Here is a 15,179-nt window from a genome sequence, read left to right as displayed (position 1 = left end):
GCGGTCGGCTCCGAAATTCACCGCGGCGAAAGGCCTTTGCTGCGAGACGGACGGCCATCGAGACAACACGCCAGACCGAAAAGATCATTTCCATGGGACTGTTCAAGGCCGACTTCTACCGCTTCTTCGTCATCGGGTTCGCCGTGGGAGCGGGCCTTGTCTTCACGACCATGGATGGTTCGATCGGCAGCAGTCTTGCCGATGGCATGGTCGCACCCGCCCATGCCGAGACGGTCGAAGCACGATGAGGCGTGCAGCACTCCTGGCACCCGTCCTCGCGCTGGCGGCCGCCTGTCAGCAGCCCGCGGTCGCCGCCGAAAAGGTGGTGCGCGCGCCGGTGGCTGGCGTGAAGGCGCAGGAGACCGGCAAGCTCAGCACCGCGATTTTCGCCGGTGGCTGCTTCTGGGGCGTCGAAGGCGTTTTCAGCCATGTCAAAGGGGTAAAGAGCGCGGTCTCCGGCTATCACGGCGGGAAGGCGGCTTCGGCACGGTACGACGTCGTTTCGTCAGGCATGACGCAGCACGCGGAAGCCGTGAAGGTCGTCTACGATCCTTCCGTGATCCGCTATGACCAGCTACTCCGTATTCTTTTCTCGGTCGTGACAGACCCCACCCAGCGCAATCGGCAGGGTCCGGACGTGGGAGCCCATTACCGATCCGCCATCGTCCCCCTGAGCGCCGAGCAGCGCAAGGTGGCGCAGGCCTATCTCAAGCAACTCGGTTCGGCGAAGCTGTGGGACAAGCCGATCGTGACGAAAATCGAAAGCCCGCGCAAATTCTACCCTGCGGAGGCCTATCATCAGGACTTCATGGCAAAGAACCCGAAGCATGGGTACATCGTGCGCTGGGACGCCCCGAAGGTGAGGGCGCTCTCGAAAATGTATCCCGGCGTCTACAAGGCCAGCTTCACACGCGACTGAGATTCGCCATTCGCGCGCGGTGTGACTATATCGTACCGGAATGGCAACTCAGCAGCATACGCATGACGAACACTCCGGCGAGCGGCTCATTTCCGCGGCACGCGCCGCCCTGACCGGCGCTGACGAGCAATGGACCGAAATGCGCGCCGACGTATTCGAGGCCCTGGCGCACTGCGCAAGGCCGACTTCAGCATACGATCTCGCGGAGAGCGTCTCCTCGCTCAGGGGAAAGCGTGTCGCGCCCAACAGCGTCTATCGCATCCTCGACCTGTTCGTGCGCACGAATCTTGCAAGAAAGGTGGAAAGCGCCAACGCCTACATCGTGAACACGCATCCGGGTTGCAGGCACGACTGCATTTTCCTGATCTGCGACTCCTGCGGCCGGGCAGTGCATCTCGATGACGATCACCTGACCGGCTCGCTCGTACAGGCAGCGCATGATGCCGGCTTCGAAGACGTGAGGCCGGTCGTGGAGCTGCGCGGACTGTGCGCGGACTGTTCCTGAAACGGTCGCAATGCTCTCGTTTTTATTGCAAACCTGTTACGTCGACAGCGCCAGACGGACCGTGTAGAGCCGAACCATGACAGCCAATCCGGCAACGCCCCTGCTCGACAAGGTCGCTATTCCGTCCGACCTTCGCAAACTCGAACCCGGCCAACTTCGCCAGCTTGCGGACGAACTGCGCAGCGAGATGATTTCCGCCGTCGGGCAGACCGGCGGGCACCTTGGTTCGGGGCTCGGTGTCGTCGAACTGACCGTCGCCATTCACTATGTTTTCAACACGCCCGACGACCGGCTCGTCTGGGATGTCGGCCACCAGGCCTATCCTCACAAGATCCTGACCGGACGACGCGACCGGATCCGCACTCTCCGGCAGGGTGGCGGGCTGTCCGGCTTCACCAAGCGTTCGGAAAGCGAATACGATCCATTCGGAGCCGCACACAGTTCGACGTCGATTTCCGCCGCGCTCGGTTTCGCCACCGCCAACAGGCTTTCGGGCAAACCCGGTCGCGGCATCGCGGTGATCGGCGACGGCGCAATGAGCGCGGGCATGGCCTATGAGGCGATGAACAATGCGCGGTCTGCCGGCAACCGGCTCGTCGTCATTCTCAACGACAACGACATGTCGATAGCGCCGCCGGTCGGCGGGCTTTCTTCCTACCTCGCACGACTGGTGTCCTCTCAGCAGTTCCTGCACATGCGCGACTTCGCCCGGAAGATCTCGCGCCGACTGCCCGAACCGCTGCACAAGGCGGCACGCAAGACCGACGAATACGCCCGTGGCCTTGCCATGGGCGGCACGCTGTTCGAGGAGCTCGGCTTCTACTACGTGGGACCGATCGACGGGCACAACATGGATCAACTCGTCCCAATCCTGGAGAACGTGCGCGACGCACCGGAAGGCCCGTGCCTCGTCCATGTCGTGACGCAGAAGGGCAAGGGTTACGGTCCGGCCGAGCAAAGCGCTGACAAGTATCACGGCGTCCAGAAGTTCGACGTCGTCACCGGCGAGCAGGCCAAGAGCGCGGGCGGACCGCCAAGCTACACGAACGTCTTCGCCGGCCAGCTGATCAAGGAGGCGCGCGCCGACACGCGGGTCTGCGCCATCACGGCGGCGATGCCTTCGGGAACCGGCGTGGACAAGTTCGCCAACGAATTCCCGGATCGCTCTTTCGACGTCGGAATCGCCGAACAGCACGCGGTGACGTTCGCCGCCGGCCTTGCCGCGCAGGGAATGCGACCGTTCTGCGCGATCTACTCGACCTTTTTGCAACGCGCATTCGACCAGGTCGTACACGACGTTGCGATCCAGAACCTTCCGGTGCGCTTCGCCATCGACCGCGCAGGCCTTGTCGGAGCGGACGGCGCGACCCATGCAGGCTCTTTCGACGTCACGTATCTTTCGACGCTGCCGAACTTCGTCGTCATGGCCGCCGCCGACGAGGCGGAACTGGTCCACATGGTCCATACCGCCGCCCACTACGATGGCGGCCCGATCGCTTTCCGCTATCCGCGCGGTTCGGGAACTGGCCTCGAGCTTCCCGAGAACCCGGAAAGGCTCGCCATCGGCAAGGGGCGGATCGTGCGGGAGGGCTCGAAGATCGCCCTTCTTTCGCTCGGCACGCGGCTGGGCGAGGCGATCAAGGCTGCCGATCAACTCGACGCCAAGGGCCTCTCGACGACGGTCGCGGACCTGCGCTTCGCCAAGCCGCTGGATGAGGAACTGATTCGCCGGCTGATGACCAGCCACGAGGTCGTCGTGACCATCGAGGAAGGCTCGATCGGCGGCCTCGGCGCGCACGTCCTCACCATGGCGAGCGACGAGGGGCTGACCGACGCCGGGCTGAAAATCCGAACCATGCGGTTACCCGATCTGTTCCAGGATCAGGACAAGCCCGAAAAGCAGTATGATGCCGCCGGTCTCAACAGTCCGCAGATCATCGAAACGGTGCTCAAGGCCCTGCGCCACAACAGTGCGGGCGTTCGCGAAGCGCGCGCCTGAGCGCCCCTCCGCTAGCCGATCCAGCGGAATGCGCCGACCGGCATGTTGCCGATCCAGCCGTGGAACCAGGTGACGACGAGCCAAGCGGCTATCCCGTGCAGCCACGCGCGCCAGCCTATCGAACCGAGCTCGCCGATCTTCGGCCAGAAGTTCGTCTTCGCTTCCCAGCCTTGCCATGCACCGCCGAGCAGCCGTTCCTTCTTGCGGTCCTGCAGGTGCGCGCCGACAAGGGCGAGTACGCCCATCGCACTGGCCGTGATCAGCGTTCGAGGGCTTGGCCAGACGAGGATGTGCGACAGCGCCCACAGGCCGAAACCCCACATCATCGGATGACGCGTCACCTTGAAGACGCCGGTCGCTTCGGCACTGGCGACGGCGCTGTCTGTCGTTTCGGGCAGTGCGGGATTTCCCCTGAGTGACCCGAGCAAGAGGACCAGCGCAAGGATCGTCAGCAGGCTCGCGACGATCCAGATGACGGTGTTCGGCCCGTTCCAGAGGAGTGGGAACGGCTCGGCCGCGCGAAATGCAAGGACCACCCACACCAGGAACGCCAGGCTCACGAGCGAATAGACGCCGAGAAAGCCCTTTTCGCCCAGTGTCTTGACCATCCCGGCGCGCAGCGGATGGGACATCAGGAAATGCGTGCCTACGAAGCCCGCATTGGCGAGCGCTAGCGAAACTGTCGGATCGGCCATGGCTTCCCTCCCTTCCATGGAAGGACAAGGAAGCCATAAACCGGTCTTTTCGACAAGCGATTTGAGGGTTCGAACCGCTCCTACCAGTCGTAGGCCTTGGGCAGGTCGCTCTCGTCGAGGTCGCGGTACCGTTCGGCAAGGCGGCTCTGGTGGTTGTCGAGCGGTTGTTCGATCCCGTCGATGAACACGCGCACCGGGGCGGAGCTCACTTCAAGCGGATCGCCGTCCCACACGACGACGTCGCCCATCGCGCCCGCGCGAAGCACGCCTGCGCGCCCGCCCATGCCGCTGATTTCGGCAGGCACCGATGTGATCGCGGCGAACGCCTCGCCCCAGGTCATGCCGGTCGCGCCCGGCACATTGTTCAATGCGACGAGGTTGCCCGCCTGCTGGGGCGCGAAGCGTGGCTGGTTCATGCCCATGAGAAGGCCGATCGCCACCTTGACGCCTGCATCCTTCATACGGCCCGCGTTCGACTGGGTCGCCGCCAGTTCCTCGAACCGCTCGGGCAGGTCGGTGAGCGGCATAGTGATGACGGGCACCCCCGCCGCCGCGATTTCGCGTGCCACCAACCAACCCTCGCTCACCCCGACGAGCACCAGGTCGAGCCCCGGGAATTCGCGAGTCAGCGCCAGTGCCGAGCGAATGTCGGCCGCACGCTCGACGTGCACGTAGAGCGGCTGCGATCCTTCGAGCACGGGCACCAGCGCCGCCGCATCGAAGCGGGTCAGCAGCACGTCCGAGTTGCGATCCGCCTGGTCGCGTCCGGCCAGCCTTGGATCGATGGGCAGGTCGTCGCCCGTGCGGCTTTCCGCCGGGCGTCCGGTGCCGCCCGCGATCCCGGCCCTGCCGCCGTACTCGCGCGCCTCGCGCAAGGCGCTACGCAGGAGTGCATGCGCCGCAGTACGGCTGCCTCCGGCCAGCCGGGCACCCGATTCGCCCATCTCGACGAACTGGAATGCGCGCGGACGCGTCACGGCATCCATGTCGGCTCCGAGATCGATGACCGCGCCTTGCCCTGCGAAGATCGTGGAGCCGGTTGCCGGCATGACTGTCGCACGCGTCACGCCACCCTCGCGGCTGATCGCTATGTGCTGCGAGGCAGGGTTGATCGCGGGCGCGACGTCGAGCGCTGCACTAAACGGCGCATTGCCTGCCGAAACGTCATTGCTCTCGGCAACCGCGCCGACGTCCCACAGTCCGAGGTCGGTGGCGGCAGCGAAGAGTCCCGGCGTCACCCAGGTCCCCGATCCGTCGTAGACCTGGATGCCGGCAGGTATCGCGACACCGCTCCCTGCGGCGACCACCCGACCACCGCGAACGACGACGGTTCCGTTCTCGATTGGTTCCGACCCGTCCCCGGTCGCGACAGTCGCGCCGGTGATGGCGAAGTCCTGCGCCGATGCTGCCGAAGCGAGGGAAAGAGCGGCGAGGGCCGACGCGATAGCGCTCGCGATCCTCATTTGACGTCTCCTTCTCCGGGCTGGCCGAGTTCGAAATCGCTGACCGGGCGACGCTTCCTGTCGAGCGCGTCGTACATCAGCGCTCCGTCGACCCACACTTTCTCTGGCCGCGAATAGATCGAGAGGGGGTCGCCGTTCCACAGCACCACGTCGGCCATCTTGCCCTGCTGCAGGCTTCCCGTCCGCGCATCGATGCCCATTGCCCTGGCGGGATTGAGCGTGATCCAGCGAATCACCTCCGCATCGGGAATGTCGATGCCGATGCGGCGTCCGTCGGCCTGCGCCTTCGCCGCTTCCTGGTTGAGGCGCTGGATGCCGTTCTCGCTATCCGAGTGGATGACGACACAGGCGCCCTCCTTGTGGATCAGCGCGGCGTTTTCCGGAATTCCGTCGTAGGCTTCCATCTTGAAACCGTACCAGTCCGCCCAGACGGCGGAGCACACGTCGGCCTCGCGCAGGAGGTCGGCAATCTTGTAGCTCTCAACGGCATGGTGGAAGGCAGCGACCTTGTAGCCCATCTCCTTCGCCATATCGAGAACGAGCGCCATCTCGTCGGCGCGGTAGCAGTGGTTCTGGATCAGGATTTCCCCGTCGAGCACGCCCACCAAAGTCTCCTTGGCGAGATCGCGATCGGGGCTGTCTTCCTCCGCGTACTTCTTCGCGTCGAGCCATGTCTGCCGATTGACCGCGAAATTGCCCATGCGGGTCGAGGGAGCCTGGCGACGGCTGCCGTAGACGCGCTTGGGGTTTTCGCCGCAGGCCATCTTCATCGAATAGGGTGCGCCGGGAAACTTCATGCCCTGTACCGTGCGCGAAGGCACGTTTTTCAGCGTCACCGAACGCCCGCCCATGAGGTTCGCCGAACCGGGCAGGATCATCAGGCTGGTAATGCCGCCGTTGGCCATCGCGCGGCTGAAGCCGGGATCCTGCGGCCAGACGCTGTGTTCGGCCCAGACTTCTGGCGTCGTCGGACTTGTCGCCTCGTTGCCGTCGGAATGCGCGTCCACCGACGGAGTCGGATAGTCGCCGAGGTGCGAGTGCGCATCGATTATTCCGGGAGTGACGAACTTCCCGGTTCCATCGATCCGCGTGTAGCCGGAAGGGACGGCAAGATCCGCGCCGCCGACCGCTACCACTTCACCGCCTGCGAAAAGCACCGTCCCGTTCTCGATGCGTCCGCCGGCCCCGTCGAAGACGGTGGCTCCGACAAGCGCGGTCGGCGCGCCGGGATAGGCACGGTAGGTCGACGAATAGGGTGCACCGCCGTTGGTGGCAGCCGAGCTGTTCTTCGTCGTTCCCGTCGTCGCGCACGCCGACAGGGCGAGAGCGGCCAGGAGGCACGGCGCCATCCTGCCGATCGAGGGCTTTGCCCGCATAGATTCTACCCCTGCAGTACGGCGGCGTCCCGTTCATGGGGACGCCGCGGATTCAAGTGACCGGATCAGCTGGGACGCGTTTCCGGATGCATGCCGGCTTCCTGCGGCTCGAGCCCGGCTTCGCTCTGTCCGCGAAGATCGTCGCCGACATTGTCGTCGCGCAGCGTGTCGAGGTGCATGAGCTTCTTGATCAGCGGGCTGATGACGAGAACGCCCACGCCCACGCCGATCGCCACCCAGCCGACGGTCGAGTAGACGTCGAGCACCACGTTCTTGCCCGCTTCCTCCCCTACGCCTTCGGCTCCTGTCGCGGCCGCGATGAGGCCGGCGGCGAAGTTGCCGGTCGCCGATGCGAAGAACCAGGTGCCCATGATCAGCGATGCCATGTGCGCCGGGGCCAGACGGTTCATCGCCGAAAGCCCGACAGGCGACAGACAGAGCTCGCCGGTAGTGTGCAGCAGGTAGATCAGGAAGATGAAGACAACCGGCGTCGGAACGTCGATACCGACCGAGCGCGCGCCCCAGACGAGAACGAGGAAGCCAAGTCCCACCTGCACGACGCCCAGCCCGAACTTGAACGGCGCCGACGGTTCCAGCCCCTTGCGACCGAGCACCTGCCACGCCGTCGCGAAAATGGGCGCGAGCAGGATTATGTAGATCGCGTTGATCGACTGGAACACCGACGCCGGAACGCCTCCGCGATCGACGTGGCGGTCGGTGAACAAGTTGAGCGAGGAGCCCGCCTGCTCGAACAGCGCCCAGAACACGATCGAGGTCAGAATGAGGAACATCGCCGCGAAGATGCGGTCGCGCTCGTCCGAAGGCAGCTTCGCCACCGCCGTGTAGAGCACGTAAAGGACCAGCGCGCCTCCGAAGCCGCCCAGCACATAGCCGACGAGGTCCTGGAACTGGATGGCCAGCCAGCAGATGACGACCATGCCGATGCCGGCGGCATACATCGTCCACTCGGTCTTTTTCGCAAGCGGGCGTGGCGGTTCGCCTCGGCCCAGCAGCAGCGGCTTGCCCCACATGAACACGACGAGGCCAAGCAGCATTCCGATGCCGGCAAGCCCGAAGCCGTACGCCCAGCCATAGGTTTCGCCGATGTATCCGCACATCAGCGAGCCGATCGCGGCACCAAGGTTAATTCCCATGTAGAAGATCGTGTAGGCACCGTCGCGCCGCGTGTCGGTGCGCGGATAGAGCTGGCCGACGATGACGGAGATGTTCGCCTTCAGGAATCCGGAACCGACGATGATCAGCGCCAGCGCCAGCCAGAAAACGTAGATGATCGGATTGTCGGCATTGCCGGCACGCGGTTCGCCCTCGAAAGCCATGAAGAAGTGACCGAGGGTAAGCAGGACAGCGCCGAACAGCACTGCCTTGCGCTGGCCCAGGTATTTATCGGCGAGGTAACCGCCGACCACCGGGGTGATGTAGACCAGCGCGGTATAGGCGCCGTAGATGATTCCGGCCTGCTCGTCCGAGAAAAGCCAGTGCTTGGTGAGGTAGAAAATGAGCAGGGCGCGCATCCCGTAATAGGAAAAGCGCTCCCACATCTCGGCGAAGAAGAGCACGAAAAGCCCTTTGGGGTGGCCCAGGATGGTCCCTTGGGCGTCGCCGCTCTCGGCGTACTGGCTTGCCATCGACCCGTATGATCCTTTTGCAATTCATTCGGCTTCCGATCACCGGTTGCCCGGAGGAATGCCTGTCATGACGCGGAAACCTAGCGGCAAATGGCATCATGTGAAGCAATTGTTGCAGCCCTTGCCGGGCTCGGCGAAGACAGCATCGCAGCACGCGATCAAGGCCTATCGGCCATTGCGCAATTTACTTTTGCATGGCATTGTCGGCACTTGTCGAAGCTTACGCGATTGCCGTTTCAAACACGGCGTGGGCTTCAAACAGGGGGTATCCAATGATCCGGTCCGAACTGCTGGCCGCGCTCGCCAAAGAGAACCCCGAGTTGCGCGCGGACGACGTCGAGCGTGCGGTCGACACGTTTTTCGACGAGATCGCGGCGCAGCTCGCCAGTGGCGGCCGGGTCGAGCTCAGGGGATTCGGAGCATTCTCGACGCGCGAAAGAGACGCCCGAAAGGGCCGCAATCCGCGTACCGGCGAAACGGTCGACGTGCCGGCGAAGCGCGTCCCCTACTTCAAGCCCGGCAAGGAAATGCGCCAGCGCCTCAACATGTGAGCGCCGGACGTGCGAGGCGGTTGCCCGCCCCGACACTATCTGCCAGATCGCAAGCTTTCCGGTTCCGGTCGCGGACGTGGCGGAATGGTAGACGCAGGGGACTTAAAATCCCTTGAGCCTTGCTCGTGCGGGTTGCCTAACCCCCTGTGTTTCAAGACAATTTCAGGCACTAGCGGCAACGATAACTGAGGGTGGGGCAATTCGGGTGGGGCATTTGCCTATCGCATTGCCTCTCGCGTCCGTCAGTTCAGGGTCCTCAGGGACTGCCTTCGGGTCCCCGCGTTCACCCAAAACACCACCCCGCGACCCCGGACTACCTAAAGGACTTTATTACGCCGTAGAGCCGAATTTTGGCAATATTCTGTCGTTCAGGAAAGAACGCTCGAACCTGAATATTCCCGTGTCCGTCCTTAAGGCATCAGGACCTTCCGCAACCGTGAATGATCTACGAAGCGGAATAAAAGTCATATTTACCCATAGCTGCAACAACACGCCTCTTTGAGACGCCTGAGACCTCAGCGCCTGAAACCCGCAGAAAACCGAGGCCTCGGGCACTTTTCGGACTAAAAGAGCCATATACCCAGAGAGGATGGTCTTGTTGCCTGCCTCAGAGGCAGTCGCGGTTTAAAAGCCGGATATACCCACAGAGGCAACAAGACGCGGCTCAAAGGAGCCTATCCGCACCCTCCGCTAACCCACGGAAATCTGCGGTTCCGAATAAACTGCCTATATTCCCACAAAGGGGTTCGCCTTGTTGCCTGACCTCTAAACCCCTCATTTAAGATCAACCCCAGCGCGTGTGACCACGGTCAGGCCCTCATGTCTGCCCGTCCGTCTCCCTGCGCTCCAACCCCAAGAACCTACTCATATCATGCCAAAACCATCCTTCGCAGCGCCTACGCGCTCGCGGAAGCCTCCGCGTGTCTCACGCCCCGAGGTCCCCGCAACCATCGCCAGCTTCGTCGAGAAGGCCCTAGCCGAGCCGATGACGCCTCCACCCCCTGCCGCCCGTAAGCCTCGGAGTCCCAATCGGAAGGCAGGCATATGGGACACCCTGAAGACCCCTGAGGAACGCTCAGCCTACGCCAAGGAACTGGCTTCCCGACGCAACCCCAAGAACATGGCTCGCACCTGTCAACGCCCCGGCACCCCTAAGGGCGGCTGGGATCACCAGTCAGCCGCAGTCGCCAAGACAACCGCAAGGATCGAAGCGGAGACACTCGTCTCCAAGCTCCAAGCCGAAGGGACCATCGCCGCTGAGGACACTGAGGGAGCTAAGGCCACCGCAGAGGCTCTCGCTATCGTCAGAGGTCCCGGTGGCATCACACAGCGCCGCAAGTGGGCCAAGCGCCTCCTGAGGCACTACCACCCTGAGAGCATGGAGGTCCTGTCTTGAGCAGCGCGAAGCGGGGAAGGCCCTTCCGTCCTCTTGGTTTCAAACGGGTTCCTCATCCACATATGGACCGACCGTGCATTGTTCCGACTACCCACGCCGCCCGTGACAAGGATGGCTATGTACTGATGCGCTCCCGCAAAGGACCAAGAATATCGACTGGCTTACACCGTCTCGCTTATCTCTCGAAATATGGTCCAGACAGTATCCCTCCGGGCGGTCAGGTTCATCACAGATGCGGCAACAGGGAATGTTGCCACCGTGACCACCTTGAGGTCCTATCTGCGGCAGACCACAGTAAACTGACTAACTCGGAAAGAGGGCGTTCTCTGCGGGAGGCTGCACGCTCTCACTGGCGAGCCACTGGCTGTAAAGCCGCTGAGCTTAGCCGGAAGTTTGGGGTCCACTCAGAAACAGGACGCCGATGGATACACCGCTGGAAGGCAGACCCTGACGCCGCTTAGGCCCTACCGCCACACCACAATTCACCCAACCTCTCACACCCGCGCCTCGCGCCAACTGTGCGCACATACCCCTATGGCGCAAGGCGAGCTGGGAGAGGCCACAGCCCTCCATGCATGGAAAACTAACACACGATGCCAAGAGCTATCACCGTCACGTTTGCTGACGGCACCACACACATTTACCAGAACGCCCCCGATGACGTTACGCCCGATCAGGTTACGGAAAGAGCTGAGCAAGAGTTCGGCAAGCCCGTCACTCACCTAGACGGAGGCAGGGACAGGACCAAGCAGCAAGCGCCTACAGAGCCTACTCCCCAGCGTCCCCCACACGGTCCTTCGTCTGCACCACCCGTCCCAACGCAGCCCAACCTCTTGGAGCCTATCGACGACACCCAAGAGGAAATCTATGCGCCTGACGGCTTCGGAGGAAACGCCTACGATGCCTCTACAGGCCGCTTCAGCGACACTTGGATAGCCGATCAGGAGGCTGCCTATCAGGAAAGCCTCAGGACCTCTGAGGGCGCTCCAGTGCCCGTAGGAGACGCACTGGGGCATCAAGGTCCGGCCTCCCCCAGGACGAACTCTACCGAGGCAGGCATTCTAGGCTTCGGAGACACAGCGACTTTCGGTTTCCTTGATGAAGCCGGGGCCGTTGCCGATACGATCCTAGGGGGCAATGAGCGGACCATATGGGACGGCTCCAGTTTCTCGGATGCATACAGGGACAACCTTGCCTCAAACCGTGAGAAGCTGGACGCTGCGCAAGATCAAGAGCCTTGGTCTTATGGCGCTGGGGGCGTTGCAGGGGCACTGGTCCCCATTGGCGGCGCTATCCGTGCCGCTAAGTCCGCAAGCCTCCTGAAGAAACTGGGAGCCAGCGCAGCGACTGGCGCTGCCTACGGCGGAGCCTATGGCTTCGGGTCCGATGAAGGCGAGGTTAGCGAGCGGCTGGACGGCGCACTTGGTGGCGCTGCTGTAGGAGCCGCAGGGGGCGCTTCGCTTCACGGGGCAGCGAAGGCCGGTCAGGCTGTCCTCAGCCCTGTAGCGCGGCGCTTGTTTCCGGACCTCTCACAGGCACTGTTCGCTCGGTCCCAATCGTCCAACCCTCATGTCGTTGCGGACGCGGAGGTCGCCAAGGACCTCGACAAGCTCGTTCAGACGATGCTCGTGGACAGCGCAGAGCGAAAGCTCTCCATGTCGCAGAGAGCTACTCTCCTAGGTCGCATCGACGAGCTGGAGGCGTCCTATCTTCCCGTGAAGGAGCTGAAGGCAATGGACCTTCCTCCCTCCGTCAAGTCTCGCCTTCAGTCTGCGATGGCCAAGCGCCACCTGTTGTCCGATAGCGAAGTCTCAGCTCTGCGAGACGGGACACCCGCAGGAGACGCAGTGGCGGATGCAATCGAGAAGTCCCGTCGCCTGAGGGCCTATGTCCCGGAAGGGCGCAATGGCTCCGGTGGACGCCTCTCAGACACCCTAGGCGATGCCATAGGCTCAGCGGCAGGCTGGAAGCTCGGGGGACCTCTTGGAGGCGCTGTAGGGGGCAGCATGGGTCGCTCCATGATGTCGTGGCTCAGTGCAAGGCAGGCCCGTAACAAGGCAGTATCGCTGGCCAAGGAAGCCCCCCGCTTCGAGAAGCTCCCTCAGGTACAGGCCGCGAGAGCTGAGCGAGAGGGCGCTACAGACCTCACCCGTATGGCAACCGATGCGCTGGACGCTCCCTATTATGCGCAGAAGGCAGCTCAAAGGGAGACAGAACTCCTGACGAACGAGGGTCGCCAAGTCTCGATTGCGAACGCACGCGATGACATTAGGCCCTCAGGTGGCTGGAGAGGCACCATCTACGAGAGGACTGGCCTCCTGCCCTCTCAACAGGACGCTGGGGCACTGAAGGCCCTTACTGACGGGGCTATCAGCCCTTCGCAGTTCCAAGCCTACCTAGATGACCCTGCCAAGCTCATGAAGGGCAACGCTGGGAACGCTCTCATAGACCGTCTTGCGTCTATGGCTGACAAGGGCGTGCTCAAGCGTGATGCTGACTGGACACCCCCGGTCTCCAATTCGCCTCAGGGAGCCAGAGCCGTCTCCGTACCTGTCACACGCCAAGGCCCTTGGGAGACGCTCAGCGACGTTCCACAGGACGTTAGGGACGCAGCCTCCGCAGAATTCTTCAAGGCCAATCCCGGAGCAACTGCGGAGACCTTCGTTAGCGAGGGTCAATTTGTAGTCAGACAGGACCCCGCATACGAGGCCATCCGCAACCCTCTGGCTTATGAGGCAACCGCCAAGGCCAATCAGCAGCGAGTTACGGACACCTTGTCATCGGTCCGGGGAGACAACTCGCTGCCCGTTGCCGCGAAGGAGACACTGGCGAGTGCTATCGCTTCCATCGGCAACACGTCCAGCCGAACGGAGGCTCAAGCGATTGCGACCGATGCACTGGATAGACTGAGCGACGATCACCGGGAATACGGACGCAGCTTGCTCAGCCCTCTAGTACAGCAAATCAGGAACTAGCCTAAAAGGCTCCATACAGGCCCCTAGGAGCGCGAAGAACGATAGTTGGCACCCGGACTAGCTCAGGGTCCTCTATCGGCCTCCTAGGGGCGTGTATGAGCCTCATATGCCTGTTCAATTACATGCCTCATCCCTTGGGGCCACCTCTCCACGCCCCAACGCCTTTCCCTTTGATTGTGCTATCATTAAGGCCCTCTAATCATGCCCACCGTACCCGACACTCCGACCCCTGAGGCTGAGCCTTCTCTCATGCCTCTGGAAAGGCAGTACGAGCTGGCCACCTATGCTGAACTCTTGGACCGCCCTTCGTCTCCTGAGGCCATCGCGTTGTGTGACGAGTTACTGACTGACCTCCTACGGGACAGGCAGCCCCGACCGCCACGAAACAAGCAAAGGGAGGCGTTTGGGGGTCTTATAGCCGACCTCCTGCACAGAGACCCTATGCCTGATGGGGGCTGGGTCTACAGGGCTGTAAGACCCAATGGGTTCACGGGAGAAGCCGTCGGCTATGATGTTTTCAGGTTCATCGCAGAGGCGATGGTGGATGGCTCCCTTGTCTGGTTCCACAGGGGTAGTCAGCGTGTCACGAAGAGCGAGTTTACCGGAGGGACTTGGCAGGTCACTGGCCAGCGAGCCTCTAGGTTCCGTGCGTCGGACAGCCTGCGTCTACGCTTCGCTGAGCGGGGGATAAGCCACACCAACTGGGCCGATCATTTCAGCAGGGACGCTGAGGCTGCCGAGTTGGTCGAGAGGAAGCGTAAGGTCCATCTCATCCTCAGGGGGCCTAAGCCTCCGAAACGGGCAAGAGCGGAGCGGCGTTCCTCGCTTCCTGTGGACCTTAAGGACCCTGAAGTTGAGAAGCTGAACAACCGCTTGGTAAGGCTGAACGACTACCTCCGTGGGCAGACCATCGAACCCTTCGGGCCTAGGGTCCAGCTCCAACGCATATTCGCGAATGATGAGCTAAGAGACGATCATGGATGGAAGCAGGGAGGTAGGTTCTATGCGACTGGATCACCCAACTACCAGACTGAAAATAAGGGCGTTCGCAAGACCATCACCATCAACGGCCTGCCGAGTGTGGAGCTGGACATCTAAGCAAGCCACCTGACCATTTTAGCTGGCTTAGGGCATATCCCTAGAGAAGTGATGGAACAGGATGACCCCTACGAGGTCCACGGGATACCGAGGGAAATCGTGAAGAGATGGGTCAACATGACCTTGGACAACGGGAAGCGTCACAGGGGTTGGCGCAAGGAAGTAAGAGAAGAGTTCCTGACCAAGCATGGGATAGACCTAAGCAAGCAGTACCCTATCACCAAGACCGGAGACGCAATCCTAGAGCGTCTTCCCATCCTCCAAGAGGACGGTAGCAGTGTGGCTGTAGGCTGGGGAGAGCGTCAGTTCATCGAGAGCGAGGTCTTGATGGAGAGCATGGAGGTCCTGGCCTATGACCATGACGTTCCTTCCCTTCCGATCCACGATAGCCTGATAGTCCCTAGGGAGGCTGAAGCCTTGGCTAGAGAGACCATGATAGAGAGCTTCAAGGCAAGGCTGGGGGGCCTGTCAGTAATTTTGTGCGCGAGGCCATATAGATGGAATGGAAAGGACCATCGATATGGCAATCGACAAGGATTTACTGGATCAGCTTCTG

General features: G+C 62.3%; 13 protein-coding genes. 9 read left to right on the top strand and 4 right to left on the bottom strand.

Annotation, left to right across the window (positions count from 1 at the left end):
• Positions 1–92: 92 nt before the first annotated feature.
• From FHS75_RS04700 to dxs, 4 genes are all read left to right on the top strand, one after another.
• Positions 93–248, top strand: a complete 156-nt coding sequence (locus FHS75_RS04700; protein WP_179406596.1) for a hypothetical protein — start codon at positions 93–95, stop codon at positions 246–248.
• Entirely contained in the window at positions 245–919 is a 675-nt protein-coding gene (msrA, locus tag FHS75_RS04695) for a peptide-methionine (S)-S-oxide reductase MsrA (RefSeq protein ID WP_179406595.1), read from the top strand. Before FHS75_RS04700 ends, msrA begins: the two co-directional genes overlap by 4 nt.
• 40 nt (positions 920–959) lie before the next feature.
• The gene (locus FHS75_RS04690; protein ID WP_179406594.1) at positions 960–1,424 is read left to right on the top strand and encodes a Fur family transcriptional regulator; all 465 of its coding nucleotides are present in this window, start codon (positions 960–962) and stop codon (positions 1,422–1,424) included.
• A gap of 76 nt (positions 1,425–1,500) precedes the next feature.
• Complete coding sequence (gene dxs / locus FHS75_RS04685; protein ID WP_179406593.1) at positions 1,501–3,423, top strand: 1-deoxy-D-xylulose-5-phosphate synthase; 1,923 nt, start codon at positions 1,501–1,503, stop codon at positions 3,421–3,423.
• 11 nt (positions 3,424–3,434) lie between these two features.
• On the opposite strand, the gene FHS75_RS04680 is transcribed toward dxs, so the two are convergent.
• The 4 genes from FHS75_RS04680 to FHS75_RS04665 all read right to left on the bottom strand — a co-directional run bounded on the left by FHS75_RS04680 (position 3,435) and on the right by FHS75_RS04665 (position 8,603).
• Positions 3,435–4,118: an NnrU family protein gene (locus FHS75_RS04680; protein ID WP_179406592.1), complete on the bottom strand. Its 684-nt coding sequence runs from the start codon at positions 4,116–4,118 to the stop codon at positions 3,435–3,437.
• Between the two features lie 80 nt (positions 4,119–4,198).
• Positions 4,199–5,581 carry an amidohydrolase family protein gene (locus tag FHS75_RS04675; protein ID WP_179406591.1) on the bottom strand — a complete coding sequence of 461 codons (1,383 nt, stop codon included), beginning with the start codon at positions 5,579–5,581 and terminating at the stop codon, positions 4,199–4,201.
• Positions 5,578–6,957 carry an amidohydrolase gene (locus FHS75_RS04670; RefSeq protein ID WP_179406590.1) on the bottom strand — a complete coding sequence of 460 codons (1,380 nt, stop codon included), beginning with the start codon at positions 6,955–6,957 and terminating at the stop codon, positions 5,578–5,580. Before FHS75_RS04670 ends, FHS75_RS04675 begins: the two co-directional genes overlap by 4 nt.
• Positions 6,958–7,022: 65 nt before the next feature.
• Positions 7,023–8,603 (bottom strand): peptide MFS transporter, encoded by a 1,581-nt coding sequence (locus tag FHS75_RS04665; RefSeq protein ID WP_179406589.1) that lies wholly within the window; start codon positions 8,601–8,603, stop codon positions 7,023–7,025.
• 272 nt (positions 8,604–8,875) lie between these two features.
• On the opposite strand from FHS75_RS04665, the gene FHS75_RS04660 reads away from it, so the two are divergent.
• The 5 genes from FHS75_RS04660 to FHS75_RS04640 all read left to right on the top strand — a co-directional run.
• Positions 8,876–9,154, top strand: coding sequence for an integration host factor subunit beta (locus tag FHS75_RS04660; protein ID WP_179406588.1), 279 nt, complete (start codon positions 8,876–8,878; stop codon positions 9,152–9,154).
• A gap of 1,458 nt (positions 9,155–10,612) precedes the next feature.
• The gene (locus FHS75_RS18235; protein WP_425325957.1) at positions 10,613–11,011 is read left to right on the top strand and encodes an HNH endonuclease signature motif containing protein; all 399 of its coding nucleotides are present in this window, start codon (positions 10,613–10,615) and stop codon (positions 11,009–11,011) included.
• 372 nt (positions 11,012–11,383) lie between these two features.
• Positions 11,384–13,525 carry a hypothetical protein gene (locus tag FHS75_RS04650; protein ID WP_179406586.1) on the top strand — a complete coding sequence of 714 codons (2,142 nt, stop codon included), beginning with the start codon at positions 11,384–11,386 and terminating at the stop codon, positions 13,523–13,525.
• Positions 13,526–13,726: 201 nt separating this feature from the next.
• The gene (locus FHS75_RS04645) at positions 13,727–14,623 is read left to right on the top strand and encodes a hypothetical protein (RefSeq protein ID WP_179406585.1); all 897 of its coding nucleotides are present in this window, start codon (positions 13,727–13,729) and stop codon (positions 14,621–14,623) included.
• 51 nt (positions 14,624–14,674) lie between these two features.
• A partial coding sequence (locus FHS75_RS04640; RefSeq protein ID WP_218845145.1) for a hypothetical protein occupies positions 14,675–15,179 on the top strand: 505 nt, incomplete at its 3' end.

Source organism: Novosphingobium marinum (assembly GCF_013408095.1).
Taxonomy (GTDB): Bacteria; Pseudomonadota; Alphaproteobacteria; order Sphingomonadales; family Sphingomonadaceae; genus Novosphingobium; species Novosphingobium marinum.
This window is presented reverse-complemented; position numbering and strand designations above follow the sequence as displayed.

Coding starts and splice junctions, on each gene's coding strand:
- FHS75_RS04700 (WP_179406596.1), top strand. CDS start 93: ATGGGACTGTTCAAGGCCGACTTCTACCGCTTCTTCGTCATCGGGTTC.
- msrA (WP_179406595.1), top strand. CDS start 245: ATGAGGCGTGCAGCACTCCTGGCACCCGTCCTCGCGCTGGCGGCCGCC.
- FHS75_RS04690 (WP_179406594.1), top strand. CDS start 960: ATGGCAACTCAGCAGCATACGCATGACGAACACTCCGGCGAGCGGCTC.
- dxs (WP_179406593.1), top strand. CDS start 1,501: ATGACAGCCAATCCGGCAACGCCCCTGCTCGACAAGGTCGCTATTCCG.
- FHS75_RS04680 (WP_179406592.1), bottom strand. CDS start 4,118: ATGGCCGATCCGACAGTTTCGCTAGCGCTCGCCAATGCGGGCTTCGTA.
- FHS75_RS04675 (WP_179406591.1), bottom strand. CDS start 5,581: ATGAGGATCGCGAGCGCTATCGCGTCGGCCCTCGCCGCTCTTTCCCTC.
- FHS75_RS04670 (WP_179406590.1), bottom strand. CDS start 6,957: ATGCGGGCAAAGCCCTCGATCGGCAGGATGGCGCCGTGCCTCCTGGCC.
- FHS75_RS04665 (WP_179406589.1), bottom strand. CDS start 8,603: ATGGCAAGCCAGTACGCCGAGAGCGGCGACGCCCAAGGGACCATCCTG.
- FHS75_RS04660 (WP_179406588.1), top strand. CDS start 8,876: ATGATCCGGTCCGAACTGCTGGCCGCGCTCGCCAAAGAGAACCCCGAG.
- FHS75_RS18235 (WP_425325957.1), top strand. CDS start 10,613: ATGGACCGACCGTGCATTGTTCCGACTACCCACGCCGCCCGTGACAAG.
- FHS75_RS04645 (WP_179406585.1), top strand. CDS start 13,727: ATGCCCACCGTACCCGACACTCCGACCCCTGAGGCTGAGCCTTCTCTC.